The sequence below is a fragment of the Halanaerobacter jeridensis genome, assembly GCF_016908315.1.
Taxonomy (GTDB): Bacteria; Bacillota; Halanaerobiia; order Halobacteroidales; family Halobacteroidaceae; genus Halanaerobacter; species Halanaerobacter jeridensis.
In genome coordinates this window covers 140,323-165,815 of record NZ_JAFBDQ010000006.1, presented here as the reverse complement: position 1 = coordinate 165,815, position 25,493 = coordinate 140,323, and the positions used below count along the sequence as shown (strand labels likewise).

Annotated in this window: 25 protein-coding genes and 1 riboswitch; of the genes, 22 read left to right on the top strand and 3 right to left on the bottom strand. The window is 32.4% G+C overall.

What is annotated here, in order from left to right:
- Nucleotides 1-196: 196 nt before the first annotated feature.
- Nucleotides 197-2,119, top strand: coding sequence for an SLC13 family permease (locus tag JOC47_RS07700; protein ID WP_239550984.1), 1,923 nt, complete (start codon nt 197-199; stop codon nt 2,117-2,119).
- A gap of 56 nt (nt 2,120-2,175) precedes the next feature.
- Here JOC47_RS07700 and JOC47_RS07695 read toward each other — a convergent pair whose 3' ends face one another.
- The gene (locus tag JOC47_RS07695; RefSeq protein WP_204701478.1) at nt 2,176-3,339 is read right to left on the bottom strand and encodes a dicarboxylate/amino acid:cation symporter; all 1,164 of its coding nucleotides are present in this window, start codon (nt 3,337-3,339) and stop codon (nt 2,176-2,178) included.
- A 160-nt stretch (nt 3,340-3,499) separates the two neighbouring features.
- Between JOC47_RS07695 and JOC47_RS07690 the strand changes: the two genes are divergently transcribed.
- A complete protein-coding gene (locus JOC47_RS07690; RefSeq protein WP_204701477.1) occupies nt 3,500-4,879 on the top strand; it encodes an MATE family efflux transporter in 1,380 nt (459 codons plus the stop codon).
- Nucleotides 4,880-5,014: 135 nt separating this feature from the next.
- On the opposite strand, the gene JOC47_RS07685 is transcribed toward JOC47_RS07690, so the two are convergent.
- Entirely contained in the window at nt 5,015-5,773 is a 759-nt protein-coding gene (locus JOC47_RS07685; RefSeq protein ID WP_204701476.1) for a DUF1385 domain-containing protein, read from the bottom strand.
- A gap of 142 nt (nt 5,774-5,915) precedes the next feature.
- Here JOC47_RS07685 and JOC47_RS07680 point away from each other — a divergent pair, with 142 nt between their 5' ends.
- The 17 genes from JOC47_RS07680 (at nt 5,916) to JOC47_RS07600 (ending at nt 22,347) form a co-directional block, all read left to right on the top strand.
- On the top strand, nt 5,916-7,538 hold the full coding sequence (locus JOC47_RS07680; RefSeq protein WP_204701475.1) for a radical SAM protein: 1,623 nt from the start codon (nt 5,916-5,918) through the stop codon (nt 7,536-7,538).
- A 204-nt stretch (nt 7,539-7,742) separates the two neighbouring features.
- The gene (locus tag JOC47_RS07675; protein WP_204701474.1) at nt 7,743-8,063 is read left to right on the top strand and encodes an MTH1187 family thiamine-binding protein; all 321 of its coding nucleotides are present in this window, start codon (nt 7,743-7,745) and stop codon (nt 8,061-8,063) included.
- 22 nt (nt 8,064-8,085) lie between these two features.
- Nucleotides 8,086-9,228: a cysteine desulfurase family protein gene (locus JOC47_RS07670; protein ID WP_204701473.1), complete on the top strand. Its 1,143-nt coding sequence runs from the start codon at nt 8,086-8,088 to the stop codon at nt 9,226-9,228.
- Between the two features lie 10 nt (nt 9,229-9,238).
- Nucleotides 9,239-10,417, top strand: a complete 1,179-nt coding sequence (gene thiI / locus JOC47_RS07665) for a tRNA uracil 4-sulfurtransferase ThiI (protein ID WP_204701472.1) — start codon at nt 9,239-9,241, stop codon at nt 10,415-10,417.
- A 26-nt stretch (nt 10,418-10,443) separates the two neighbouring features.
- Entirely contained in the window at nt 10,444-10,908 is a 465-nt protein-coding gene (locus tag JOC47_RS07660; protein ID WP_204701471.1) for a GIY-YIG nuclease family protein, read from the top strand.
- A gap of 142 nt (nt 10,909-11,050) precedes the next feature.
- Entirely contained in the window at nt 11,051-11,593 is a 543-nt protein-coding gene (locus JOC47_RS07655) for a phosphatase PAP2 family protein (RefSeq protein ID WP_338035334.1), read from the top strand.
- Nucleotides 11,594-11,626: 33 nt separating this feature from the next.
- Entirely contained in the window at nt 11,627-12,640 is a 1,014-nt protein-coding gene (locus JOC47_RS07650) for a lysylphosphatidylglycerol synthase transmembrane domain-containing protein (protein WP_204701470.1), read from the top strand.
- A gap of 19 nt (nt 12,641-12,659) precedes the next feature.
- Entirely contained in the window at nt 12,660-13,856 is a 1,197-nt protein-coding gene (locus JOC47_RS07645) for a glycosyltransferase family 4 protein (protein WP_204701469.1), read from the top strand.
- Nucleotides 13,857-13,872: 16 nt separating this feature from the next.
- Nucleotides 13,873-14,790: a sulfotransferase gene (locus JOC47_RS07640; protein WP_204701535.1), complete on the top strand. Its 918-nt coding sequence runs from the start codon at nt 13,873-13,875 to the stop codon at nt 14,788-14,790.
- A 444-nt stretch (nt 14,791-15,234) separates the two neighbouring features.
- The gene (locus JOC47_RS07635; protein ID WP_204701468.1) at nt 15,235-15,870 is read left to right on the top strand and encodes an LUD domain-containing protein; all 636 of its coding nucleotides are present in this window, start codon (nt 15,235-15,237) and stop codon (nt 15,868-15,870) included.
- A 202-nt stretch (nt 15,871-16,072) separates the two neighbouring features.
- Nucleotides 16,073-17,086, top strand: a complete 1,014-nt coding sequence (locus tag JOC47_RS07630; protein WP_204701467.1) for a potassium channel family protein — start codon at nt 16,073-16,075, stop codon at nt 17,084-17,086.
- Nucleotides 17,087-17,114: 28 nt separating this feature from the next.
- The gene (locus JOC47_RS07625; protein WP_204701466.1) at nt 17,115-17,633 is read left to right on the top strand and encodes a DUF4178 domain-containing protein; all 519 of its coding nucleotides are present in this window, start codon (nt 17,115-17,117) and stop codon (nt 17,631-17,633) included.
- Nucleotides 17,634-17,635: 2 nt separating this feature from the next.
- Nucleotides 17,636-18,169 carry a DUF2617 family protein gene (locus JOC47_RS07620; protein WP_204701465.1) on the top strand — a complete coding sequence of 178 codons (534 nt, stop codon included), beginning with the start codon at nt 17,636-17,638 and terminating at the stop codon, nt 18,167-18,169.
- Nucleotides 18,170-18,188: 19 nt separating this feature from the next.
- Nucleotides 18,189-18,638, top strand: coding sequence for a DUF4247 domain-containing protein (locus JOC47_RS07615; protein ID WP_204701464.1), 450 nt, complete (start codon nt 18,189-18,191; stop codon nt 18,636-18,638).
- 12 nt (nt 18,639-18,650) lie between these two features.
- Nucleotides 18,651-20,183: a polyamine aminopropyltransferase gene (locus JOC47_RS07610; RefSeq protein WP_239550982.1), complete on the top strand. Its 1,533-nt coding sequence runs from the start codon at nt 18,651-18,653 to the stop codon at nt 20,181-20,183.
- Between the two features lie 21 nt (nt 20,184-20,204).
- Nucleotides 20,205-20,891 carry a PspA/IM30 family protein gene (locus tag JOC47_RS07605; protein WP_204701463.1) on the top strand — a complete coding sequence of 229 codons (687 nt, stop codon included), beginning with the start codon at nt 20,205-20,207 and terminating at the stop codon, nt 20,889-20,891.
- Nucleotides 20,892-20,950: 59 nt separating this feature from the next.
- Nucleotides 20,951-21,065: riboswitch (SAM riboswitch) on the top strand.
- Between the two features lie 85 nt (nt 21,066-21,150).
- On the top strand, nt 21,151-22,347 hold the full coding sequence (locus tag JOC47_RS07600) for an O-acetylhomoserine aminocarboxypropyltransferase/cysteine synthase family protein (RefSeq protein WP_204701462.1): 1,197 nt from the start codon (nt 21,151-21,153) through the stop codon (nt 22,345-22,347).
- A gap of 63 nt (nt 22,348-22,410) precedes the next feature.
- Here the strand turns inward: JOC47_RS07600 and JOC47_RS07595 are convergent, their stop codons facing one another.
- The gene (locus JOC47_RS07595) at nt 22,411-23,388 is read right to left on the bottom strand and encodes a hypothetical protein (protein WP_204701461.1); all 978 of its coding nucleotides are present in this window, start codon (nt 23,386-23,388) and stop codon (nt 22,411-22,413) included.
- A 324-nt stretch (nt 23,389-23,712) separates the two neighbouring features.
- Here JOC47_RS07595 and JOC47_RS07590 point away from each other — a divergent pair, with 324 nt between their 5' ends.
- The 3 genes from JOC47_RS07590 to JOC47_RS07580 are packed head-to-tail and all read left to right on the top strand — an operon-like array spanning nt 23,713 to nt 25,340.
- Nucleotides 23,713-23,898 carry a PspC domain-containing protein gene (locus JOC47_RS07590; protein ID WP_204701460.1) on the top strand — a complete coding sequence of 62 codons (186 nt, stop codon included), beginning with the start codon at nt 23,713-23,715 and terminating at the stop codon, nt 23,896-23,898.
- Between the two features lie 17 nt (nt 23,899-23,915).
- On the top strand, nt 23,916-24,239 hold the full coding sequence (locus tag JOC47_RS07585; RefSeq protein WP_204701459.1) for a hypothetical protein: 324 nt from the start codon (nt 23,916-23,918) through the stop codon (nt 24,237-24,239).
- Between the two features lie 51 nt (nt 24,240-24,290).
- On the top strand, nt 24,291-25,340 hold the full coding sequence (locus tag JOC47_RS07580; protein WP_204701458.1) for a type I phosphomannose isomerase catalytic subunit: 1,050 nt from the start codon (nt 24,291-24,293) through the stop codon (nt 25,338-25,340).
- The last annotated feature ends 153 nt before the right edge of the window (nt 25,341-25,493 follow it).

Genomic DNA, 25,493 nt, shown 5'->3' with positions numbered 1-25,493 from the left:
CAAACTAGATTTAGGAGCGAAGAAACTATTTTTATCTCAATCCAAAAGCTACACTTTATATAGATATTGACTAGCATTATATGATATGGTATTATTTAGATGGAGATTTTTGTGTTTTAGTAGCTAATAATGTAAAATGATATTTAAAATTATATTTGCTAAGAATAGATCTTTAAAGAAAGGGGGTTCTAAAATCTTGAATCAAAAAAGAAATATATACTTTATATTATTATTAACTATTATATTGATTAGCTTTAATTCAGGTATAATTAATGCTGCAAGTAATTCGAATCAGTTAAATCTTCAACCTCCTGCTTTTAATAGCAAAATTGCTGTAGTAAGCTTTTTAATTATATTAATTTTAGTATTATTTATTTGGGAGCCAATTCCTATAGGAATTATTTCATTATCAATTCCAGTCATGTTAGCATCATTACATAATTGGACTAAAGTTTCTACAGATCAGGCATTATCAGGATTTAGTAATAATGCTACTGTAACTGTTATGGCTATGTTTGTTTTAAGTAGAGGAATTCAAAATAGTGGAGCAGTGCAGATTTTAGGTAGTAAAATAGAAAGTTTTGTTGGTAATAATCAAAAGAAACAAGTAGGTACAATTGCAGGTTTAACAGGTCTGACTGCTAGTGCTATTAATAATACACCCGTAGTAGCAGCCTTTGTTCCAATGGTAACTAATCTTGCTCGTAGGACTAATGTATCTCCATCAAAGTTATTAATTCCTCTTTCTTATGCATCTATGTTAGGAGGGACTATGACTTTATTAGGAACATCGACTAATATTTTAGCTAGTGAAGTTTCAATGCGTTTAATTAATCATCCCTTTGGAATGTTTGAATTTACTAAATTAGGAATTATAGCATTTGGAGTAGGACTTATATATTTAATGACATTAGGATATTATTTAACTCCAGAAAGAATAACTTCTGAAGATCAAGATTTAATGGAAGGTTATGAAATGGAGAAGTTCTTAACTGAAGTAGAAATCAAAGAGAATTCTCCTTTATTAGGTCAAAGTATTGGAGAAGTATTTAAAGAAGCAGATGAAGATTTAGATATAGTACAAATAACTCGGGCCGAAGAGCAATTTATGGAACCTTTAAATGTTAAAACTATTCGTGCAGGAGATCATTTGGTGATTAGAGCTAATCGAACTACTTTATTAGACTTTGTAGACACAAAAGGAATTAAATTATTACCTGATATTCAAGTTAGTCAGAATAAATTAGAAGATTCAGTGCAGGGACAAAAAGTTGTCGAATTGGTTATATCTGATAATTCTTTTATAGCTGGACAAACCATTAATGATGTGCACTTCCTAGAACGCTATAATGCTAGTTTGCTTGCTATTCGTCATGGAGAAAGAATAACTCATAATCAATTAAAAGATTTTACTCTTAGGTCAGGTGATGTATTACTTCTTTTAGTTACAGAATCTACTTTAGATAGATTAGAAAATAATGAAAACTTTATTATTGAAGAAGAAAGCTCTGAACTACCAGATTATAAAAAATCTGATATTTTCCTTGGTTTAACTATTGTAGGAGCTGTAATCACTCTGGCTTCATTAAATATTGTTTCAATTTCGATTGCTACTTTAGGTGGAGTAATAGCAATGGTTGCTAGTAAATTAGTAGAACCTAAGGAGATTTATGAAGCAATAAATTGGGAAGTGTTTTTTCTTTTAGCCGGATTAATTCCTTTAGGAGTAGCAATTGAACAAACAGGAACTGCAAAATTTATAGCCCAGCAATTATTAAGGGCAACTGGAGTTTTTCCACCAGTATTTATTCTGAGTCTGTTTTACCTTTTTACAGCAGTATTGACTAGTGTCATAAGTAATAATGCCAGTGTTGTATTGATGATACCAGTTGCAGTAGGAGCTGCTAATCAAATAGGGGCTAATCCTTTTGCTTTTGTTTTAGCAGTAACTTTTGCAGCTAGTTCAGCCTTTTTAAGCCCCATTGGCTATCAAACTAACCTAATGATTTATGGACCAGGAGGTTATAAGTTCAAAGATTTTATAGTTGTAGGAACACCATTATTACTTATACTATCATTTATCATTCCTGTCTTTATTGCACTGTTTTGGGGAATATAATTCCATAAAGTAAAATAACAGAGGCCAAAAAGGCCTCTGTTATTTAATAGATATATTTATTCTTCATCATCAGATAAGCTATCCATGATAATTGAAATTGCACCATCACCCATAATATTTGAAGCTGTACCAAAACTATCTTGGGCCAAATGCAGTGCGATCATTAATGATTTCTGTGTGGCACCAAAGCCAAGCATACCTTCTAATAATCCTAAAGAAGCCATAACTCCGCCACCTGGAATACCAGGAGCAGCAACCATAGTAATTCCTAGCATTAAAATGAACGGCATCATAGCTCCAAATGTGACTGTTTGACCATGTAACATCATTACAGCCATAGAAGCTAAAGTTAAAGTAATTGTATCACCTGCTAAGTGAATTGTAGCTCCTAAAGGCACTACAAAATCAGCAATATCTTCTTTAACATCATTATCTAATACTGACTGCACTGTAACAGGAATTGTCGCAGCCGAAGATTGAGTTCCAATTGCTGTGAAATAAGCTGGTAACATATTTTTAATAGCTGTAATTGGATTGCGATTACCAATCTGACAAGCTATTAAATATTGTACAATCACATAAGAAATTTGTAGCCCTAAGATCAAAATAAAAACTTTTCCAAAGGCTGCCATAGTAGATGCTACCTTACCTACATAACTCATATTAGCAATAATACCTGCAATATGAACTGGTAATAAAGGAATAATTACTGTTTTAATCACCATTTGAATTATCTCTTGAAAATCTTTAATTACATTGTACAAGTAATCTTCTTCAGCATTAGCCATACCTAATCCAATCATAAAGGCTGTAACTAAGGCAGTCATAATTTTCATAAATGGTGGAATATTAATTTCAAATAATGGCTTAACTGCTTTATCTACCTTGTTTAATTCTTGACTGCCATTAAGCAAAATTGGTAGTAAAGACTTACCAATAAAAAAGGCAGAAGTTCCTGCAATAATCGTAGACAAATAAGCAATTCCTGTTGCTAGTCCTAATAGTTTACTTGCCTTTTTGCCTAATTCTGCAATTCCAGGCGCTACAAAAGCTAAAATAATAAATGGAATAATGTAATTTAAAAAGCTACCAAAAATACTGTTAAAAGTTTTGAATAATTCAATTGGCCATTCAATTTGTGCATTCATACAGATAGTTCCTACGATTAAACCAATAATAATACCTACAATTAATCTTGGTAATAAACCAAATTTCTTCATTTGTATTCATCCTCCTGACATATGTTTGTGATATGTAGACAACACTTGTAGATTATACAATCTAAACTACGTAATTGCAACAAAAATTTGATATTTAATCTAAATTTCGATAAAATCAAAGTGTTGACTACTTAGTCAAAGTAATAAAGGAGGATCTAGAATGGCTGAATTAGACAAAAGTAAATCTAGTAATATCGATGCAGAAAATGTGCTTGAAGGTTCAATTTTAAAAACACTCTGGAAATTAGCAGTACCAATTATGATAGGTAATAGTATGCAGGTGCTATATAACTTAGTCGATACTTTTTGGTTAGGTAAAGTAGGAGCAGATGCTGTTGCTTCGTTATCAGTTGGTTTCCCGATTATCTTTTTATTAATTTCTATTGGAGGAGGAATTACAGTAGCTGGGACTACTTTAGTTTCTCAGTACAAAGGAGCGGGAGATGAAGAACGAACTAATAAAGTTGCCAGTCAAATCTTAATTTTTGTAATGTTTATTTCAATTATACTTTCTATTGTGGGGGTTAGATTCAACCGTCAATTATTAGAATTGATTGGAACTCCTGATAAAATATTGACTACCGCTGAAGGTTATTTAGATATAATCATGGGTGGAGTTAGTTTTATGTTTCTTTTCTTTATCTTTTCAGCCTTATTAAGAGGTTATGGCGATACTAAAACTCCCATGCGGATGATGGTAGCTTCAACTATCTTAAATATAATTTTGGATCCCTTTTTGATTTTTGGCTGGGGATTTTTTCCGCGTTTAGAGGTTTTAGGAGCAGGCATAGCAACTATCTTTTCTAGAGCAGTAGCTGGATTAGTAGGTCTTTTTATTTTATTAACTGGTCAGAAAGGAATCCATTTACGACTTAAATATTTAAGACCCGATTGGAAGTACATAAAAAGAATTATTAAAATTGGTTTTCCATCGGCGGGAGAAATGTCAATTCGCGCTTTAGGAATGACAGCAATGATGGGGATTGTAACAAACTATGGTTCTGCAGTAGTAGCCGCCTATGGTATTGGGATGAGAGTATTATCAGTAATTATGATGCCTTCGCGGGGCTTTGCTCGTGCTGCGACTACAATGGTCGGCCAAAATTTAGGAGCAGATAAGATCGAACGGGCTGAAAAAAGTGTCTGGGTTAGTGCCGGATTAGTGTTTGGATTATTATCTATTTTAGGGATCTTATTTTTTAATTTTGCTACTCAAATTATTGCAATCTTTAATAATGATCCTGCAGTAATTGAAATAGGTAGTGATTTAGTGCGGGTGTTAAGTATTTCCTTTGGCTTTGTAGGAGTTAAGATTGTATTAGGAGGTTCCTTTAGAGGGGCAGGAAATACAGGAATTGCTATGGTTTTAGCTGGAGTATCATTATTTGGGCTGCGAATTCCAATCACTAAATTATTAACTGATATTTTACAGTGGCAGGCTGCAGGAATTTGGTGGGGTATTGCTATAGAAAGTTTTTTAAGTGCTCTGTTAGCAACTATCTGGTTTAAATTCGGCACTTGGAAAGAGAGTGCAATTTAGCAATTAGTGATTAGTAAAGAGTAAAAGAGTAAAATAAAAACCTAAAAATCAAATATATTTTGCAAGGTTTTACTAATAAAAAGTGCTGAGTTTAAAAACTCAGCACTTTAGAATATTTTTATTGATTTAATAATCTTATATTTCTTCGTTTTCATAAGCAAGTAACACTTCTAATGCTGTTTGAGCTGCTTTTAAATGTTTTTCATCAGGTTCAATAGTTGTAAATCGCTGTAATAAATATGGGATTTGCAATATTGTATCAGGGATAATCATTAATAGTTCATAGGCAACTCCTAATAATAGCAGTGTTTCTAATAGAAAATTAAAACCAAAGCCAAAACCTTCTAAAATTATCATTAAAATAAAGAAAATAACAATTAAATTAGTTCCACATCTCCTAGCCAAGCGCGAGTGATCATTTATTTGCCCATCTAAATCTGCTTGATAATAGTTAACTGCTTTATGTTCTGCCCCATGAAATTTAAATATTTCTTTTAATAAAGTGTTTCTTAAAAGAAATATTAGTCCGACTAAGGCGGCCCAATAGAATATAGGTGGCAGGAAAAAGATACTATTAACTACTTTAGTACTACTAGTAGGAAAAAATATAAAATAGAATTCTAGTGCAATATCGACTCCTAAAATAGTTAAAATAGGCCAAAACTTTTTAGGGTTCCCTGCAGCTTCTTTAAAGAAGTAATAAAGAGAGAGGAGTAATTTCATAATCCCTCTTAATATAGGTATTTTTTCTACTGTATTTATAAATTTATTATCCTGCAGTGTATTTTTACCTACAGTATAAGTTAAACGTCCATCTTGATAATAGGCTTTCACGGAATAATTTTCTCCAAATAAAATTAAACCATTACGATAAGCTCGTCCGCCAATTTTCATTTTTTCCACCTCCAACTATTAATAGTTTATTCTTTGAACTCTAATCTGTCAAATTATAATCTTGAGCAGTCCTTTAATTTTTTTCTAAGAGTTGATATAATATTAGTACTGTAAATTAGAGAATAAAGGAGAGTTATAGGTTATGGATGTTGCAATTTTAGATGGTTATTTAGATGAACCCTCCTGTTTAGGGGTGCCTCCTTATTTAGCTCCTCATCTGCGTTATACGTATGGGGCTTTAAAGGATAGTGGATTGGATAAAGAAGAAATTTATTATTTAACAATTGACCAATTTCGCAGTAACCAAGAACAGGAGTGGAATAAATTACAAGAAGCAGATTTAATAATTATTATGGCAGGAACTACTGTGCCAGGTAAATATTTTGGTGGTAAGCCTATTTCTTTAGAAGAGATAGAAGCATTGGGCCAAGATTTAAAGGAACAAGAAGTTATTTTGAGCGGTCCAATTACTAACTGTGATTTAGAAATTAATAACATCCAGGAGTTTGCATATGAAATTCCAGGACTTAAAGTCTATGAAAAATTAACCAGAGAAAATCCGTTAGAAAAAGAAGAAGCAGCTCAACTAATAGATAGATGGGCTCAGTTAGGAGCAGAATTAACTACTAAGCATCCTAATTTCCCTGAATTGATGTGTGAAATAGAAACATTCCGCGGCTGTCCGCGTGATAAAAACTGTTCATTTTGTAGTGAAGGGTTTAAAGATGTTACTTATCAACGCAGTATAAAGGGGATCATTAGTGAAATCGAGGCTCTCTATCAGCTCGGTAATCGCTACTTTAGATTAGGTGGTCAAACTGATTTATTATTATATCAAGCTGAAAATAAAGAAGGGCAACTAATTCCTAATCCTGATGCTATAGAAGAATTATATCAAGGAATTAGAGAAGTAGCGCCTAATTTAAAAGTATTACACATGGATAATATGAATCCTAGTAATATTGTTGATTATCCTCAGCGGGCTAAAAAAATATTAACTACAATTGCTAACTATAATACAGCAGGTGATATTGCTGCTTTTGGCTTAGAATCAGCAGATCCAAAAGTGCTTAAAGAGAATAAAATTGGTACTACTCCTGCTAAAACTAAAGAAGCTATTAAAATAATGAATCAAATTGGCGGCTTTAGAGAAGAGGGAGTTCCTAAATTATTACCAGGAATTAATCTATTACATGGACTGCAGGGCGAAAGAACTAAAACAATGGAATTGAATTATCAATTCTTAAAGGATATTTTAGAATCAGATTTATTAGTGAGACGAATTAATATTCGTCAGGTCAATCCTGTGGGGGATTATGAAGTTGCTGATTATAATCAACATCAATTTAAAGAATATAAAGAAAAAATAAATCAAGAAATAAATGAACCGCTATTAAAAAAAGTTTTTCCTAAAGGGACTATTTTACAAGAGGTAATTATTGAAGAAAATAAAGGCAAAGTAGCCTTCGGTCGTCAAATTGGTACTTATCCTATTTTGGTTGGTATTCCTGGTGACTATGAAATCGGAGAAAAATTAGATGTGAAAGTAATTGATCATGGCTATCGTTCAATTACTGCTTTACCGACACCATTTGATATCAATCAAGCTGGCATTTCTCAATTAGAATCTTTACCGGGAATTGGTAAAAACCGAGCAATCAAAATCTTTATGGCAGGGGAGATTAAGAGCTTAGCTGACTTAGAAGATCTATTAGATGGTTATGATGCCTCACAGTTGCAAGAAGTTGTAGATTTTTCTATATAAAGCTTCACTTTTGAGTGAAGCTTTATAGTAAAAAGTAATGAGTAAATAGTGATGAGTAGAAATTCAAAAGCAAAGTCAAAATCAAGTTCAAAACCCTTCGTTTCAAAAGGGTTCAACTGGCTTTTGAGGTTTTGACTTTACGGTTTTAACTCATCACTGATTACTCTTTACTCGTCACTATTAAGTAATTAGGGAGTGATAAATATGGCAATTGCAGAAGTAACTATAGTTCCAATTGGAACTGAAACAACTAGTTTAAGTCCTTATGTAGCTAAATATCAAGAGGTCTTAGAAAAAGATCAGAATGTAGAGTATGAATTAACTCCAATGGGTACAATCATTGAAGGAGATATAGATGATTTATTAGTAGCAATTAGGAAGTTACATGAAGTTCCTTTTACTAGCGGAGCGGAAAGAGTAACTACTAATGTTAAAATTGATGATCGGCGTGATAAAGAATCTAGTACCGAGCAAAAGTTAAATTCTGTAGCACGAGAGTTAGAAAAGATTAATAAATCGAATTAAGTTTTGATAAGGAGGATGGTTCATGGCAGAAATTTATTTAGATAATGCAGCAACTACTAAAGCCTTTCCTGAAGTAGCAACTGCTGTGCAGGAAGCTTTAACGACTAATTATGCTAATCCTTCTTCACTACATCAAAAGGGGTTAGCAGCAGAAAAAATAGTTAAGAAAGCACGAAAGAAATTAGCTCAACAATTAAAAGTGAAGGCTGATGAAATTTATTTTACTTCAGGAGGGACTGAAGCAAACAATCTAGCAATTAAAGGCACTGTTAAATCTTTAAGCAATTACGGTAACCGGATTATTACTACTAAAATTGAGCATCCTTCTGTTTTAAATGTTTATAAAAGTTTAGAAGCTGATTGGGATGTAAAGTACCTAGATGTAAATCAAAATGGGAAAATAGATTTAGAACAATTGCAAGAATATCTAAATAATGATACAATTTTAGTAAGTATTATGGCTGTCAATAATGAGTTAGGCACTATTCAGCCATTAAATAAGATCAGCAAATTAACAAAAGAATATCAAAATTTATATTTGCATGTTGACGGTATTCAAGCCTTGGGAAAAATTGATTTTTTTCCTGAACGTTTAGGAATTGATATTTGTTCTGTTAGTGCTCATAAAATTCATGGGCCAAAAGGTGTTGGTGCTTTATATGCCGCTGAAGATACAAGACTTAAAAATATTTTTTGTGGTAGTGGTCAAGAGGAAGGATTAAGGCCTGGTACAGAAAATGTGCCTGGGATTGCTGGTTTTGCTAAAGCTATTGATTTATTAGCCAGTAAAGAAGAGATAGAACAGATGTATCAATTAAAGGAAACTTTAGTTAATAGAATCTTAACTGAAATTGAAGGTAGTACTCTTAATGGACCAGCTATTAGAGATGGAGCACCGCATATTGCTAATATTTCTTTTGCTGGTATTCGGGGAGAAATTTTAGTACACAGTTTAGCTGAAGATGATATTTATGTTTCAACTGGAGCTGCTTGTTCTTCCCGACGTAAAGACAGTAATCATATTTTAGAAGCAATTGGAATAGCAGATGATTTAATTGATAAAACAATTCGTTTTAGTTTATCAACTACTAATACAGAAGCAGAAATAGAAACTGTAATTACTAAATTAAAAGAGAAAATAACTATGCTTAGAAAAATAATATAGAGGTGTGAACATGGATAATTTGTTTTTAATTAGATATGGAGAAATTGGTATTAAAGGGAACAATAGATATAAGTTTGAAGATAAATTGATAGAAAACATTGAAGAAAGTTTGAAAGAGTTAGGGGCTAAACCAATAGTATACAAAACTTTTGGTCGTATTTTTGTAGAAACTGATCTTGCAACTGAAGATGTTTTAAAGAAGCTGGGAGATGTATTTGGAATAGTTGGTATTTGTCCAGCGCAAAAGGCAGCTTTGGATGTAGAAAATATAAAAGAGGAAGCTCTAAAATTAGTTGAAGAAGAATTAGAAGCGACAGCTAAAGAACCATTATTATTTCGAATTACTACTAATCGTAGTAATAAGAGTTTTACTTTAGATACAATGGAGTTAAATAGAGAATTAGGAGCTTATCTTTTAGAAAACACTCCTGATGGAGCTCTAGGAGTAGATTTAGAAGACTTTGATTTAGAATTAACAGCTGAAATCCGCGATCAACAAGCCTATATATATAGTCAAGACAAGCAGGGGTTAGGTGGCTTACCTGTTGGTACTTCTGATAAAGCGGGATTGATGTTATCAGGAGGAATTGATAGTCCAGTTGCTGGTTGGTTAGCTATGAAACGTGGGGTAGAGATAACACCTATTTATTTTCACACACCACCATTTACTAGTGAACGGGCCAAGGAAAAAGTGATTGATTTAGCTGAACAGTTAGCCCGCTACCAACCTGAATTAAAGTTACATGTTGTTAATTTTACTGCTGTGCAAACAGCGATTAATGAACACTGTCACGCTGATTTAATTACTTTAGTGATGCGCAGACAGATGATTAAAATTGCGCAAAGAATTACTAAAAATAGAGGCGGCAAAGCTTTAGTGTCAGGAGAAAGTATTGCTCAAGTAGCAAGTCAAACTTTAGATTCGCTGCAAGTAACTAATCAAATAGCTGAGTTACCTATCTTGCGCCCATTAATTGCTTTTGACAAAGAAGAAATAATTAATAAGGCCCGAGAGATAGGCACTTATAAATTATCTACGAAGCCAGCTCAAGATTGCTGTACTGTATTTGTTCCTGATACACCTGAAACACATCCTGAAATGGAACAGATAACTGCTAGTGAAGAGAATTTAGAGGTAGAAGAATTAATTACTGAAGCTATTGAGAATGCTGAAATAATCGAACTCTAATTTTTATTAATCCGGGAGGAGAAAAGATGTCTGATAATCCTGTTGTAGCAACTATTGATAAAGAACCTGGCAATTACATTTTAGTATTATATAATGATGAAGAGCAAGAGGTTGAAGTTGGTAAATTAGCTACACTTGACTTACAACCAGGTTATTATCTTTATGTTGGTAGTGCACTTGGCCCCGGAGGAGTGCAGGCAAGAGTTAATAGACATAGTCAAAAAAACAAGAAAAACCACTGGCACATTGATTATTTGCGGGCTGTAACTAATTTAGTATCTATTTGGTATCTTTATAGTGAGGAACGTTATGAACATCACTTTGCAGAATTATTAAAAACTGATGATAATATGTCAGTTCCTTTGCTAGGTTTTGGTGCTAGTGATTGTAACTGTCAAGCACATTTGTTTTATAGTCGACAAAAACCTAATTTTAGTTATTATCAACAACAATTAGAAAATATTAGTTTATTACAATTAAGCGATAATTAATTATATAAAGCATCAGAATTTACGGATAGTTAATATTTTTTTAATCCTTTCGTAATATTAGCTTTATATAATTGAATTGTAATTTGCAGATAATACATTAAAGTGCTATTATTAAAGTTGAAGCCCCAGAGGAGGGATGCCAGTGGATAGATCACCTAAAGGAAGGATGGCGGGAACGCTATTGATTGGAGATCGCAGAATTTTAGAATTTATTTATAATAAAATTAGCTGTAGAATTTTAGACTTTTTAATGCCTTATATAACTAATTTGGGTGGGGCAAAATTTACCATTTTAACTGCAATAGCAGTTTTTCTATTTATCGATTATAAGCTGGGGTTAGAAATGGGATTATCATTAGGTGTTAGTCACTTGATTGTTCATGTGGTTAAAAGAATTACTAATCGCCCTCGTCCATACATTACATTAAAAAATATAGATCAAGTCAATATCCCTTTTGAACCTTATTCTTTTCCCTCTGGTCATACTACGGCAGCTTTTTCAGTAGCTGTTACTTTAAGTCTTTCTACTCCAATTTGGGGCTGGGAGTGTATATTATTAGCTTTAGCCTCATTAGTAGGTATTTCTCGAGTTTATTTAGGAGTTCATTATCCATCTGATGTATTAATGGGAGGCTTATTAGGTACTGCCTGTGCTTATTTAGTTCACTTTGGGATTTTCGTTTGAAGTTCATTCTAATATAATATATGGGGGGACACAATGAAACAGTTTAAAAATAAAATATTATTAGCTGTAGGAAGTAGTTTAGCAGTTTTAATAGCTATTACTTTCTTTACAGTTGATCAAAATACATGGTCAGCATTAACGGAATTAAATTTGATTTATTTAGTAATTGTTGCAGGAGCGATGTTGTTAACTTGGGTTTTAAATGGTTTAAAACTAAAAGTCTTAGCCTCGGGAGTAGATTTTAAGTTACCTTTACTTGCTGCGATTGAGATCGGATTAGTCGGTAAATTCTTTTCTAATGTGACTCCTTCAGGAATTGGGGGCCAACCGCTTAAAATAGTAGCTCTAAGTAAAGCAGATATTTCTTCTGGTGAGGCAAGTGCTATTGTGGTAGTAGAGTTGATTTTTAGGTTATTGTTTTTTGCTTTTAGTCTACCTTTAGTTTTAATCAATTTAACTGCTACTGTTACAAACTATGTGAGCCCAGTAATTTTATTGAGTAGTATTATTACATTTATCATCATTTTAATCTTTATTGTTTACTTTTTATTATATCATCCACGATATTTAGTAGCAGGATGGTTTTGGTTATTAAATACTTCTTTAGCCTGCAAACTGTTAGCTAAAGATCGTAGATATAGTTGGAAACGTGGAGTTGCTAGAGAAGTGCGCATCTTTTATCAAACTGTATGGTTGTATTTAAAAGACAGTAAATTACAATTGTTATCAGGTTTTTTACTGACAGCTTTAATGTGGATTACTCAATTTACAGTACTTTATTTTGTGATTAGTAGTTTTAATATAGAAACGACGCTTGGTTATGTGTTTTTATTACAGTTGTTAGTTTATACTATTGTATTATTTATCCCAATTCCAGGAGGTAGTGGAGTAGAAGCGGTGTTAGCTAGTTTATTAGGGCAAACATTAGATCCTTCTTTAGTAGGGATTATTGTTGCACTATGGCGTTTCTTCACTTATTACACTTACATTATTTTTGGGGGGCTAGTCAGTTTTAAAGTCTTTAATTTGGGACCAGAGTTAGATTAAAAGTTAGGAGGGATTTGAGATGAATATTGGAATTTTTATGGATACGTATGAGCCGCAGGTGAATGGAGTGGTAACGTCTACTAAAATGTTAAAAGATGAGTTAGAAAAATTAGGCCATCAAGTAACTATTATTACCATTAATGACCCTCGCTGTGAGAAAGAATCTGAAGAAGGGATTATTAGATTATCTAGTTTTTCGGTGCCTTTAATTCCTGAACAACGACTTGGGGTCTTAAAATCTTATAAAATTATCAAGAAGATAAAAGATCTTGATTTAGATTTGATCCATACACAGACTGAATTTTCTGTAGGATTATTAGGGCGATTTATAGCTAAGGTGTTGGATTTACCTGTAGTGCATACCTATCATACAATGTATGAAGACTATATGCATTATATCACTGGCGGTAAGTTTATGGAATCTGCTTCTAAGTTGGCCCAAAAGATAACTAAACTCTACTGTAAAAACTGTGACCAAATTATTGCCCCAACTGATAAAGTAAAAGAAGCCTTAACTAATTATGGTGTTGAAGATAAAATTCAAGTAGTACCTACTGGGATTAAATTGACTAAATTTAAAAAGGAAAATTATCAGGAGCAGGAAGTTATAAAACTAAAAGAAAGTTTAGGTATTGATAAAGATGACCCTGTTGTGTTATATATTGGTCGCTTAGCCGAAGAGAAGAGTATTGATGTAATTATCGAGCAATTCCCTCAACTTTTAGAGGAGTTACCAGAGGCAAAATTCTTAATTGTAGGTGATGGGCCAAGTAGAGATAAGTTAGAGCAATTAAGCCAAGAACTAGGAATTGCAGAGGCAGTTGTTTTTGCTGGTGAACAGCCATGGGAAGAAATCGGTAAGTACTATCAACTTGGTGATGCCTTTGTTAGTGCTTCGACTACTGAAACACAGGGGTTAACCTTTGTAGAAGCAATGGCGGCTGAAGTTCCTGTAGTAGCAAAATACGATAAGAATTTAGAAAATATGATTCAAGATGAAGTTAATGGGCGGGTCTTTAAAGAGGATAATGAATTGCCTGCGTTATTAGTGGAAACATTATCTAATGAGATTAAGACTAAACAATTAGTTAAGCAAGCTTATGAAGATGCACAAGAATTATCAGCTGAACAATTTGCTAAAAAAGTTGAATCTCTCTATTATAAAGTGATTGCAGGAGAAACATCTGAAACTGATGATAAGATTTGGGTGATGTAAGAGGAGGTTTTTAGTAATTAATTCTTTTAATCAACATTCTGTTTTTATATCTTCCACGGGGCGGACTGGGACTCAATTTTTAGCTTGGGTCATGTCAGAAATGATTACAGATTGTACCTCAATTCATGAACCAGGCACTCCGTGGTTAACTAAATTAAATAAATTACCAAAACAAATAAAACGTTATGGTCTCTATCACATGACATGGGGCCAACTACAGCCAAGCCATTCGATGTTTAAACTAAGTACAGACCGTTGTCGAGGAGTAGTGAGTGATAAGCAAGCTAAAGAATATATTCGTAATATGCGGGAAGGGTTAATGAAACAGCTGGATTCAGGGGTTTACGTGGAATCTAGTGGGCATATGTATGGCGCCCTTGATCTATTAGATGAAGTCTTCCCTAATAGTAAGATTGTATTTATTATTAGAGATCCTAGAAACTTCGTCCGTTCTGCTCTTAATACTTTAGAATATATACTTTACGGCCCTTTGGATATAGATTGCTTAGATTTGAGTTTAAAAGCTAGATATTTAGATGATGATCCCTATAGTGATAAGTGGAGTAGTATGAGTAAGTTTGAGAAATACTGTTGGTATTATAATTATCTAAATGAATTTGTATTCTCTAAGTTAGAAGGAGCAGATAACTTTAAGGTCTATCGCTTTGAAGATCTATTTAATCCAGAAACTCGTGATGATTACTTTACTGATATGTTGCAGTTTTCCAGTACTTTTCAAGATGGATATACTAAAGAAGTTAATTATCAACCGGAATTGATGGACCAAAAGGTACACTCGAATGCTAAAAAGAAAAAGTTTCCTAAATGGCTGGAATGGAGTCCAAAGCGAGCCCAAATATTACAAAAACACTGCGGGAAATGGATGGACAAGTTTGATTATGGGACGGAGAAAGAGTGGCAAGATAAATTATAAAAGTGTGGCTGGCGGGATTGAGATGAGATTGTTTCTTCGTTTATAAATTTAGTTTGATTCGTCTAAACTCGTAAAAGGGGAATAAATTTAGCTTAATTAAAATAAATTAAGCAAATCAAAATTTATTCCCCTTTTACTTTATTAAGACTCATTATCAAACCAAATTTAAAGTCACTCCGAAATAATTTCATCTCAATCTAAGGCAGTCTTACTTTTAGAGTGGGGGCAGGAATGGTCTTAAATTGAGGTTGTTACTATTAATTGCGATAAGACTCATTAATAACCTAAATTTGATACCACTCAGAAAAACTTGCTGGATTTACTTAATCTTAAACTTGGCCTTAGATTTATATAGATAATCATTAGCTTTAATAGCAGGAATTATATATGCAATACATAATATATTATTAATAGAAATCATAATACTTATAAGGAGGTTTTTTTGTGGAACCGGTAGAAGAATATTATCAAACTACAGCGCAAAACATAATTGCAGAATTTGAAAAAAGAAATATTGAAGGATATTATTGTTCTACGCGTCAAGAAGCTGTTGATAAGGCATTAGAATTAGCTGATTCTGGTACTAGTGTTTCTTGGGGTGGTTCAATGACTATTGAAGATATTGGCTTAGTGGAAGAATTAAATAATGGTGACTATGATACAATTGATCGTTCTGAAGCTGAGAATGATGCAGAAAAAGATAAAATGTATCATCAAGCTTTAAATACTGATTATTACTTTATGAGTTCCAATGCAATTACTTTAGATGGTAAATTAGTCAATATTGATGGACGGGGCAATAGAATTGCTGCTTTAATTTATGGTCCGAAAAATGTAATTATTGTTGCTGGAATGAATAAAGTAGTTAGTGATGAAGAGGCTGCATTAGATAGAGTTAGAAATCATGCTGCTCCAATTAATGCTATGCGCCTTGATCAAAATACTCCTTGTGCTGAAACTGGAGAGTGTCATGATTGTTTAGTTGATGATTGTATTTGCTGTCAAAAGTTGATCACAAGAAATTCAAAAACAGCAGGAAGAATTAAGGTAATTTTAGTAGGAGAAGAATTAGGATATTAATAGATTGGAAAACTTAATTTAAGTATGCGAAGTTACCTCATTGGCTGATGCAATTTGTTGCCAAGGGGGTAGCTTTTTTTATTTTTTTGCGAATTAATCTACTACTAGACACATGTTAAGAATAAATTAATTTATGGAAAAAGAAGGAAAACAACCAGCTGTATTGAAAGTAAAATAATGGTAGTGGAAAGGTGGGAGTAGAATGATTACAGTATTATTTAGTTATTTAGAAAATATTAAAACAGAAATCAATTTTAAAAAAGTGAGAAATCTAATTATTATTGTTGTGGCCATAATTTTATTATCTTCATTATTCATTTTAGAAGTAGAACCAAATCAACAGCTCAAAACTTTTGAAGATGCATTATGGTGGAGTATTGTGACATCGACTACAGTCGGTTATGGTGATATATTCCCAGTAACCTTTCGCGGACGAATCATTGCTATTTTATTAATGGTTTTAGGCATTGGAACTTTTGGGGCTTTTACTGCCGAATTTGCTAATTTGTTTATGAGATTAAAAAATAGAAAGGAGTTTGGAGAAATGAAAGCAAGTTATAATGATCATTTAGTAATCTGCGGCTGGTGTAAAATAGCCCAAGAAGTTATAGCTCAAGCTTTAAATGAAGAAGAGAAACAAAAAATAGTTTTAGTAGCAAATATAGAGAAAGACCCTTATCCTGACAAAGAAAATATTCATTTTGTCAGGGGGAATATAGATGATGAAGTTACACTAAAAAGAGCTGGAATTGATAAGGCTAGTAAAGCAATTGTTCTCAATGAAGATGCTAACGATAGCACTACTGTATTATCTGCCTTAACAATTGAAAGCCTCAATCCAGATATTTATACTGTTGTAGAAGTAGAAAATAGGCAGAACAAAAAACATTTTGTTAATGCTAATGTGGATGAAATTATTATTACTAATCAGTTAAATAGTCAATTATTAGTTAGAACAGCCTTTTATGAGGGCACTTCTAATTTTATTGAAGAACTACTATCTAATAAAAATGGCAATGAAATTTATATGTTGCCATTACCAGCAGACGATAGCGGTATCAAGTTTATTGATCTATTGAATAAGTATAAGCAGGAACAGGATATTATTATTTTAGGAATCAAACGAAAAGGTGAAATAATAACTAATCCAGCTAATGATGAAATAATTACTACTACTGATGATTTGATTTATATAAGCAAAGATAGTATAATGTAATTACAAAAAAAGGAAGGAGTTTAAAAAAATGGGTTTATTCGATCTGTTCAAAAGTAAAAAAGAGACAACAAATCATAAAAAGACGGTGCTTAATTTAGAAATAGGTGATATAGTCGAGTATGACTTAAATGAGTATAAAATTTTAGGCACCATTAAATATCAAGAAGGATGTTATGAGTGGTCTGATTATCATTTAGCTGATAAGCAGCAGAGTTTCTGGCTCTATGTAGAAGATGATGATAGTTTGGAGCTAGGATTATTTGAAAAACTACCGTCTGACCATCAATTATATAGTAGTTTTTCTCAAGGCTATCCTGCAGCAGTGGAATATGAGGGAGAGACTTTTAATTTAGTTGAAAAAGGGCAGGCTAATATTAGAACTAAAGGAAAAGTAGGAGCTAAAACAGGTCAGAAAATGAATTATGCTGATTATCAAGCAGGAGAAGCAATGATTTCAGTAGAAAGATGGGGATCGGCCTTAGAAATAAGTATTGGCTGCAGTATTGAAGAAAATTTACTAGAAATTTATCCTGTTGAGGAGAATTAAAGATGAGTGAACTAGATTATCAAGAACAATCTCTAACTGATTTAGAGTATAAATTATTCACAGCTAAAAATTTCGATCATCAATTAAATGTTTTAGATACTCTAGCTATTACTTGGCAGGATTATTTATTTTCTTTTTCTATTATTGGAAGCAGTCATTTAGTAGAAATAGAATTATCTAATAAAAAATTAATTGAAATCTTAGCTTGTGTGAAGGTTGAAGAAAAATTTGATTTTTTGTACAACAAAGGTTTAAAAATCAATTTAGGATTTGAACATAGTAGACTGCTGGAAGATTCTATTAAATATAATTTCACTTTAAGGATTATTAATTTTGAGAATCAAAATAAGTATCAAGATTTTAATTATTCCCTCCAGCAAGAAGAGGAAAACAAATTATATTATATCTTTCCAGGTGATAATGCTGTAACTAGTATTGAAATTATGAATACTGATGAAGAATTAAAATGGATTACTTATCATAGTTACACTAAAGAGAAGCAAGTTGTAAAAACGATTACTACTTTAAGTGTATAAAAATCTAAGGAGGAAAAATATGAAATTTTTTAATCAAGAGATAAGTGTATTTTTATTTCTATTAATAATTGTACCTATAATAATAGGTTGTTCCTATGTGGTTTTTTCATATAATGATATAGAAGATGAAATTGAGGATAATTTCACCTTAAAAGAAAAAATTAATGATGATGTAAAAATATTTAAATCAAAACAGGATGTAGATAAGACAGTAGATGAAATTACTACTTTAGTTAAACCATATGACCAAGCTGATGAACCTAGTGGAAAAACTGTATTACTTTATCAAGATGAAGTGGTAATTGTCAAACCAAGTCCTGATGGTAACTCACTTATAGAAGTTTGTGAACATGATGACGCTCATCGGAGGCATACTAATATAATTACTACGCATTGGGGAAGTAGAATGAGAAATGGAAATATCGGTAATCCACCATCTCGCAGCGGTGGGTTTGGATTCGGTAAATAAAGGAGTAAGATAATGGAAGAAAAAGTTAAAGATATTAAAACAGTATTACCGTTAATTTTTAGTACTTTTTTTGTAGCTATTGCTAGTATAGTTTATGAGTTGGTGATTGGAGGTATTTCTTCTTATTTATTGGGAAATAGTGTGTGGCAATTTTCAATTACAATTGGTCTGTTTATGACTGCTATGGGGGTTGGATCATTATTATCTAAATATATCACTCAAGAGCTAATGACTAAGTTTATATTAATTGAAATTGCTTTAGGGTTGATTGGTGGTTTTGCTGCTGTCTTATTATTTACTAGTTTTGCCCTTAGTAACTCTTATAAATTGGTAATGTATATTTTAATCTTAATTATTGGCTCTTTGACTGGTTTAGAAATTCCACTGTTAACAAGGTTAGTTAGAAGGTATGAAGATATAAAAGTGGTGTTAGCAAATCTAATGTCTATAGATTATGTTGGAGGTCTAGTTGGCTCAATTTTATTTCCTATTATTTTATTACCTAATTTAGGTTTTATTATGACAAGTTATTTAATGGGGCTTTTAAATTTAGCAGTAGCAGTTGTGATTTATTTTAAATACCAAGAACAATTTAACAGGGCCAAAGTAATCCTAAGCTTATTAATAATAGCAATTTTAGCTTTAACTTATGGAACTACTCAAGCTCAGCAGACTCAGAACTATTTAGAACAAAGATTATACCGAGATAAGGTAGTTTATTCTCAGCAAAGTAAGTATCAAAAGATAGTAATTACTAAAGATAATCAGGATTTACGTATGTTTCTTAATGGGAATATTCAGTTTTCCTCCCAAGATGAATATCGTTACCATGAAAGTTTGGTGCATCCAGTGATGAGTTTAGTCAAAGAGCACCATCAGATTTTGGTTTTAGGCGGGGGCGATGGCTTAGTAGTTAAGCAATTGCTGCAATATCCAGAAGTAGAAAAGATAGACTTAGTTGATTTAGATCGAGCTGTAACTACTTTGGCCCAACATAACAAGTATCTTTTAGCTATTAATGATAATGCCTTAGCAAATAAAAAAGTAACTATTTATAATCAAGATGCATATCAATTTTTAGAGCAAAGTAAGGAAAAATATGATGTGATTATTTCTGACTTGCCTGATCCAAATAATGAAAGCTTAAATAAATTATATACCATTAATTTTTATAACTTAGCTTATAATCGTTTACACTCACAAGGAGGTTTAGCAGTTCAGTCAACTTCTAGTTATTTTGCTCCGCGATCTTTCTGGACGATCAATCAAACTATTAAAAATTCTTATTTTAACTTTGTTAAACCTTATCATTGTTATGTGCCTTCCTTTGGAGACTGGGGCTTTAATTTAGCACTTAAAGGGAGGAAAATCAAAGTTGGGAATATTAATTTAAAAGTCAACACTAAATATTTAACTGAAGAAAATTTATCTACTTTATTTCATTTTGCTAAAGATGTAGCTAAATTCAAAGATCAAGTGCAGGAGAATACTTTAATTGAACCTGTTTTAATTGGTCAATATTATCGAGAATGGGAGAATTATTAAAATTTAAGAGGGGGGATTTAAATGGGTTTTTTTAAAAAGATAAAAAAAGTAATGGCTGGTAAGGCTAATCAGGTGGCTGATAAATTAGAAGAGAATAATATTGAAGCAGTAGTTAGACAGACAATTAAGGAGATGGAAGATGAATATAGGCAAGTTAAGCAGGCGGTTAATCAATCTATTACACTTAAGAAAAAGGTGGAGAAGAAATATAATAATGCTAAAAGTGAAGTCAAACATTGGGAAGAAAGGGCCAAAACTGCTGTCGATAATGATAAAGATGGTTTAGCTAAAGAGGCATTGGAGAAAAAACAAGATCAGCTTAGATTAGCTCAAAAGTATCAAAAACAATTAGAAGAAAGAAAAGCTGCAGTTGAAAGTCATAAAGCTAAGATGAAGGAGTTGAAAGAAAAACTAGATCAAGCTAAAGACAAACAAGAAGAATTAATTGCTGAAGCTAAGACTGCTCAAGCAACTAAAGAGATTAATAATTCATTAAGTGGGATTGATGAGACTAATGCCTTTAGTGAATTAGAGGAATTAGAAGATAAAGTTGATGGACTGCAAGCTGAAGCAGAAGCTAGTGATGAAATCTACGCCGAAGAAACTGAAGCTGATTTGGAATCTAAATTCGAAAAACTTGAAGCAGATAGCGATAATCAATCTATAGAAGATGAATTGGCCCAATTAAAAAAAGACATGAACAATTAAATTAAATCTTGCAAGATTTAAAAATCTATGTTATGATTTTAACTAACAATTAAAAATTGTTCTTATCGAGAGTGGTGGAGGGACTGGCCCAACGAAGCCCGGCAACCGATAGTCTTTGAAACTATGCGGTGCCAATTCCTGCAATGTTCAATCAAGAACATTGAAAGATAAGAAGAGTGATTTCCTGTAACCTCTTCTTATCAGAAGAGGTTTTTTTATTTTTGATAAGAACAATAAATAAAATTTAGGAGTGATAAAAATGAGTACAAGAGAAGAAGAGTATAATTTTGAAACCTTAGCCTTACATGCTGGTTATGAACCGAAAGATGATAGCAATAATTCCAGAGCAGTACCGATTTATCAAAGTACTTCTTATGTTTTTGATGATGCTGATCATGCAGCTGACCTATTTGCCTTAGAAGAGGAAGGGAATATTTATACGCGCATTGGAAATCCAACTAATGATGTTTTAGAACAGCGAGTAGCTAAATTAGAAGGAGCAGAGGCAGGATTAGCTACTTCTTCTGGAATGTCGGCGATTCATTTAACTGCAGTAACTTTAGCTGATGGTCCAGGTGAGATAGTTTCTTCAAAATATGTGTATGGAGGCACTTATCATCTCTTTGCTGAATCGTTACCTAAATATGGAATAGAAACTACTTTTGTTGAACCTAATGATGCTCAAGCTTGGGAGGAGGCTATTACTGAAGAAACTAAATTTTTATATTTAGAATCACCAGGTAACCCAACTTTAGATGTAGTAGATATTGAGCAGGTAGCTGAAATTGCTCATCAATATGATCTTAAACTAGTTGTAGACAATACATTTAACTCACCTTATCTATCTAACCCAATTGAGTTTGGTGCAGATATAGTTCTTCACTCTACGACTAAATATATTGGCGGGCATGGTAGTTCAATTGGTGGGATTATAGTTGGCCCAGAAGAGTTTTTACTTAAAGCAAGAACCGAAGGATATCGTGACCTTGGCCCAAGTCAAAGTCCATTTAATTCTTGGTTATTTATTCAAGGTTTAGAAACATTATCTTTAAGGATGGAAAAACACTCTGATAATGCTTTAAGAGTAGCTCAGTGGTTAGAAGAACAGCCACAGGTAGAATGGGTTAAATATCCTGGTTTAGAGAGTCACCCGCAGCACGAATTAGCTAAGAAACAACAAAAGCATTTTGGAGGTATGATTTGCTTTGGCATCAAAGGTGGTTTTGAAGCAGGAAAAGAACTAATTAACAATGTGGAATTATGTTCCTTGTTAGCTAATATAGGTGATACTAGAACCTTAATTATTCATCCTGCATCAACAACTCATGAACAGTTATCTAAAGAAGAACAAGAAGAGGCAGGAATTACTGATAATCTAATTAGACTGTCAGTAGGAATTGAAAATGTAGATGATATTATTGATGATTTAGAAAATGCCTTTACAGCATTAAAATAGTAGTGAATAATATAATCCCTCCTATGAAATACTTGGTATAGGAGGGATTATAATTTAAATATATTAAGGAGTGCTTAGTGTAACTGTACCAGTAAATAAGACTTCTCTTGCATTTTCGCCACAAGGTGTGTCTACAACACTAAGATCAGTAATTTCAACTTGTAGATCATCACATGGACATTCTGCTTGATCTTCGCAGATAGCAGAAATAATATTATTAATACAAATACAAGTATTACAGCAAACAACTACATTACCTGAACCATCTGGTCTCGGTATTTTTTGATTATTAGCAAGGGGAAAAGCAATTAATCCTAATTCTATACATCCCACTGCTTTTCCGATACAGACTCTTTTTTCGCATTCAAATTCATCGATAACGTCTCGTTGTTCTACACAGCAATCTACTTTATTTAACTGATAATTAATTTCTGGGAGTCCAATATCATCTGCTCCTAATTGCTCTTCATCAAAAAAGTTTTCGGGAACACAGCTCACACAACAAAATTCTATTTCATCATCAATCTCTATTGTTTGTGGATATTCTATTACTGGAACTTCACAACCACAACATCCGGGATCACCAAATGCTTGTGATTCTACACAACCACAATCTTCTATTTCTTCAGTCATTTTATTGTCACCTCCTTTCAAAAAATTTTTGGTTATTTCTAAATTAAAAGAACCAGTTTGCAAAGGTTCTAGGTTTTGATATTCGTTTAATAGATCTTTAAAATTTATTAATTCTTCTTTTACTTCAGCTAACTCATCAATTAATTTTGGGGTTGCATTATTTATTGTTGTAATTTCTTCTTCAGTTGCTTCATCTTCATTAATTTCTTCTTCCTTATAATCTATTTTATCTTCATTAATTTCGGGCAAAATTATATTTTTTTCATTTTCTTCATTCATTAGCAGTTCTACCTCCTCTCTTTGATTTAAATTTAATAAGCCCTCTAAATAATGATGGAGTCTTTTTAAATCTTCTTCAGTCATATTAAGTAACTCATTAATGAAATTAATCAATAATATTAACTTCATTGTGATACTCCTTTCTATTAAATTAAAGCAGATTATATATTATATTATTTAGAAGGGATCAGATTTGGAACTAGTGTTATAATTCACCTTTGGTATATAGTATTAAATTAAAGCTTAAATGTGATTGATTTTTTAATAAATGTGTTGGCATCATTTAGCTGTAAGCTATAACTAATCAGTGTTCAGCAATTTTTTTATGAACGCCTATTATCTTTCAAGTATAAATAAATAAAATTTATTACAAATTAAGATTTAAGGTAGGAACTAATCTGTTTTTCGTGAATAATAAAATAATAGACTATTATTAATAAGGAGTGAAAATAGATGAGAAAACGTCTTTATCGTGCTAAAGATGATCGAATGATTGCTGGAGTATGTGCAGGAATAGGACACTATTTTGATATTGATCCGACTCTAGTGCGCTTAATTTGGGTATTTTTATTCTTTGGAGCTGGTTTTGGTCTTTTAGCCTATATTATTTGTGTCATAATCATACCAGAAGAATATTAGACTTGAGGTGTTAAGCAATGAAAGAAAGAATTAAAACTTTATTAATAACTGGACTTGTAATTACTATAATAACTAGCTTAATTACAGGAATTATTCCCTTATTCAGTAATCAACAATTTAAAATAATTCGGATTAGTAACATTTTATTTGTAGAATTCCTAATTTTACTTTCCTTGTCAATTTTGATATTATTTAAAGAGCAGTTTGTATTTAAAAAACCTAAGAAAAAGAATCAGGATGAAACAAAGCAAAATCCTAATAGATTGAATAGTAGTTTGGAGTTAATATTAGTTTCTCTACCGATCTTAATTACAAGTTGTATCATACTATTATTTATCTAAACTTTTTAATGTAAATAATATCTCAATAATAATTTTAGAAGGGATGATAGAATGGAAGTGCTAAAGTTTAAAGCTGTTTATAAGAAGAAAATCTGGGGTGGGAGAAAATTAGCCACTAAATTCAACCGCCAAATTCCAGAAGGGAATGTAGGTGAAAGCTGGGAGTTAGCTGCTCATGAGCACGGCAGTAGTACTATTGCTAATGGCCAATATCAGGGCCAAGAACTAATGGAGGTAGTTGCTAAAGAGGGGAAAAATCTATTAGGAACTGCTATCTCTGTAGAGGCCTTCGACAAATTCCCACTCTTAATTAAATTCTTAGATATTAATGATAAATTATCAGTGCAGGTACATCCTGATGATCAATACGCTCAAGAACATGCAGCAGGAGAATTAGGTAAGACGGAAATGTGGTATATCATGGATGCTGAAGAGGACGCTAAGTTAATCTATGGTATTGATAAAGAAGTAAATAGAGATGAATTTGCTGCAGCTATTGAAGCAGGGGAGTTACGTCAACATTTAGAAGAACTAAGTGTGGAAGCAGGAGATGTAGTCTTTATTCCTTCAGGTACAGTGCATTCTACTTTAGGAGGAGTCTTAATTGCTGAAATTCAACAGAATTCTGACACTACTTATCGTGTTTATGATTGGAATCGAGTAGGAGATGATGGTAAACCACGTGATTTACATATAGAATCAGCTTTAGATGTAATTGACTTTGGCTCTGAACCACGTGATAAAGTAGAAGGTTTAACTATAGAAAAAGAAGGCTATACTCGTGAAATTCAAGTAGCTTGTCCTTATTTTACTACTGAGACTTTAGATATTACCACTACATATCAGGGCCAAGCTAATGGCGAACGTTTTTATGTATTAATGGGCTTAGAAGGTAGTGTCACTATCAATTATAAAGATGGAAGTACAGAGTTAACTGCAGGAGAAACTGCTTTAATTCCAGCTGACTTAGGCAGTTATGAATTAAAGGGAGACTCTAAAGTGATTGTTTCTTATATTAAAGATCCAGCTCAAGTAAAAGAAGAATTAAAAAATGATGGCTATAACGAAGAAGAGTTAGCTAAGATTGCGGGATTGAGTTAGCTATCAGTTCTAAATTCTCAACTTTCAGTTAAAATATAAGGTAAAACATTTAAACTTGGCCCTGAAATGATGGTTGTAATTAGTCACTTTAATTATAAGGGCCAAGTTATTTTAGTTTTAGTTTATGTTTCGCTATTCATGATCAATAGCTGA

Coding starts and splice junctions, on each gene's coding strand:
- JOC47_RS07610 (WP_239550982.1), top strand. CDS start 18,651: ATGGAAGAAAAAGTTAAAGATATTAAAACAGTATTACCGTTAATTTTT.
- JOC47_RS07585 (WP_204701459.1), top strand. CDS start 23,916: ATGAAAGAAAGAATTAAAACTTTATTAATAACTGGACTTGTAATTACT.
- JOC47_RS07590 (WP_204701460.1), top strand. CDS start 23,713: ATGAGAAAACGTCTTTATCGTGCTAAAGATGATCGAATGATTGCTGGA.
- thiI (WP_204701472.1), top strand. CDS start 9,239: ATGGATAATTTGTTTTTAATTAGATATGGAGAAATTGGTATTAAAGGG.
- JOC47_RS07595 (WP_204701461.1), bottom strand. CDS start 23,388: ATGAAGTTAATATTATTGATTAATTTCATTAATGAGTTACTTAATATG.
- JOC47_RS07625 (WP_204701466.1), top strand. CDS start 17,115: ATGGGTTTATTCGATCTGTTCAAAAGTAAAAAAGAGACAACAAATCAT.
- JOC47_RS07630 (WP_204701467.1), top strand. CDS start 16,073: ATGATTACAGTATTATTTAGTTATTTAGAAAATATTAAAACAGAAATC.
- JOC47_RS07620 (WP_204701465.1), top strand. CDS start 17,636: ATGAGTGAACTAGATTATCAAGAACAATCTCTAACTGATTTAGAGTAT.
- JOC47_RS07680 (WP_204701475.1), top strand. CDS start 5,916: ATGGATGTTGCAATTTTAGATGGTTATTTAGATGAACCCTCCTGTTTA.
- JOC47_RS07660 (WP_204701471.1), top strand. CDS start 10,444: ATGTCTGATAATCCTGTTGTAGCAACTATTGATAAAGAACCTGGCAAT.
- JOC47_RS07650 (WP_204701470.1), top strand. CDS start 11,627: ATGAAACAGTTTAAAAATAAAATATTATTAGCTGTAGGAAGTAGTTTA.
- JOC47_RS07615 (WP_204701464.1), top strand. CDS start 18,189: ATGAAATTTTTTAATCAAGAGATAAGTGTATTTTTATTTCTATTAATA.
- JOC47_RS07685 (WP_204701476.1), bottom strand. CDS start 5,773: ATGAAAATTGGCGGACGAGCTTATCGTAATGGTTTAATTTTATTTGGA.
- JOC47_RS07580 (WP_204701458.1), top strand. CDS start 24,291: ATGGAAGTGCTAAAGTTTAAAGCTGTTTATAAGAAGAAAATCTGGGGT.
- JOC47_RS07670 (WP_204701473.1), top strand. CDS start 8,086: ATGGCAGAAATTTATTTAGATAATGCAGCAACTACTAAAGCCTTTCCT.
- JOC47_RS07605 (WP_204701463.1), top strand. CDS start 20,205: ATGGGTTTTTTTAAAAAGATAAAAAAAGTAATGGCTGGTAAGGCTAAT.
- JOC47_RS07600 (WP_204701462.1), top strand. CDS start 21,151: ATGAGTACAAGAGAAGAAGAGTATAATTTTGAAACCTTAGCCTTACAT.
- JOC47_RS07690 (WP_204701477.1), top strand. CDS start 3,500: ATGGCTGAATTAGACAAAAGTAAATCTAGTAATATCGATGCAGAAAAT.
- JOC47_RS07645 (WP_204701469.1), top strand. CDS start 12,660: ATGAATATTGGAATTTTTATGGATACGTATGAGCCGCAGGTGAATGGA.
- JOC47_RS07695 (WP_204701478.1), bottom strand. CDS start 3,339: ATGAAGAAATTTGGTTTATTACCAAGATTAATTGTAGGTATTATTATT.
- JOC47_RS07675 (WP_204701474.1), top strand. CDS start 7,743: ATGGCAATTGCAGAAGTAACTATAGTTCCAATTGGAACTGAAACAACT.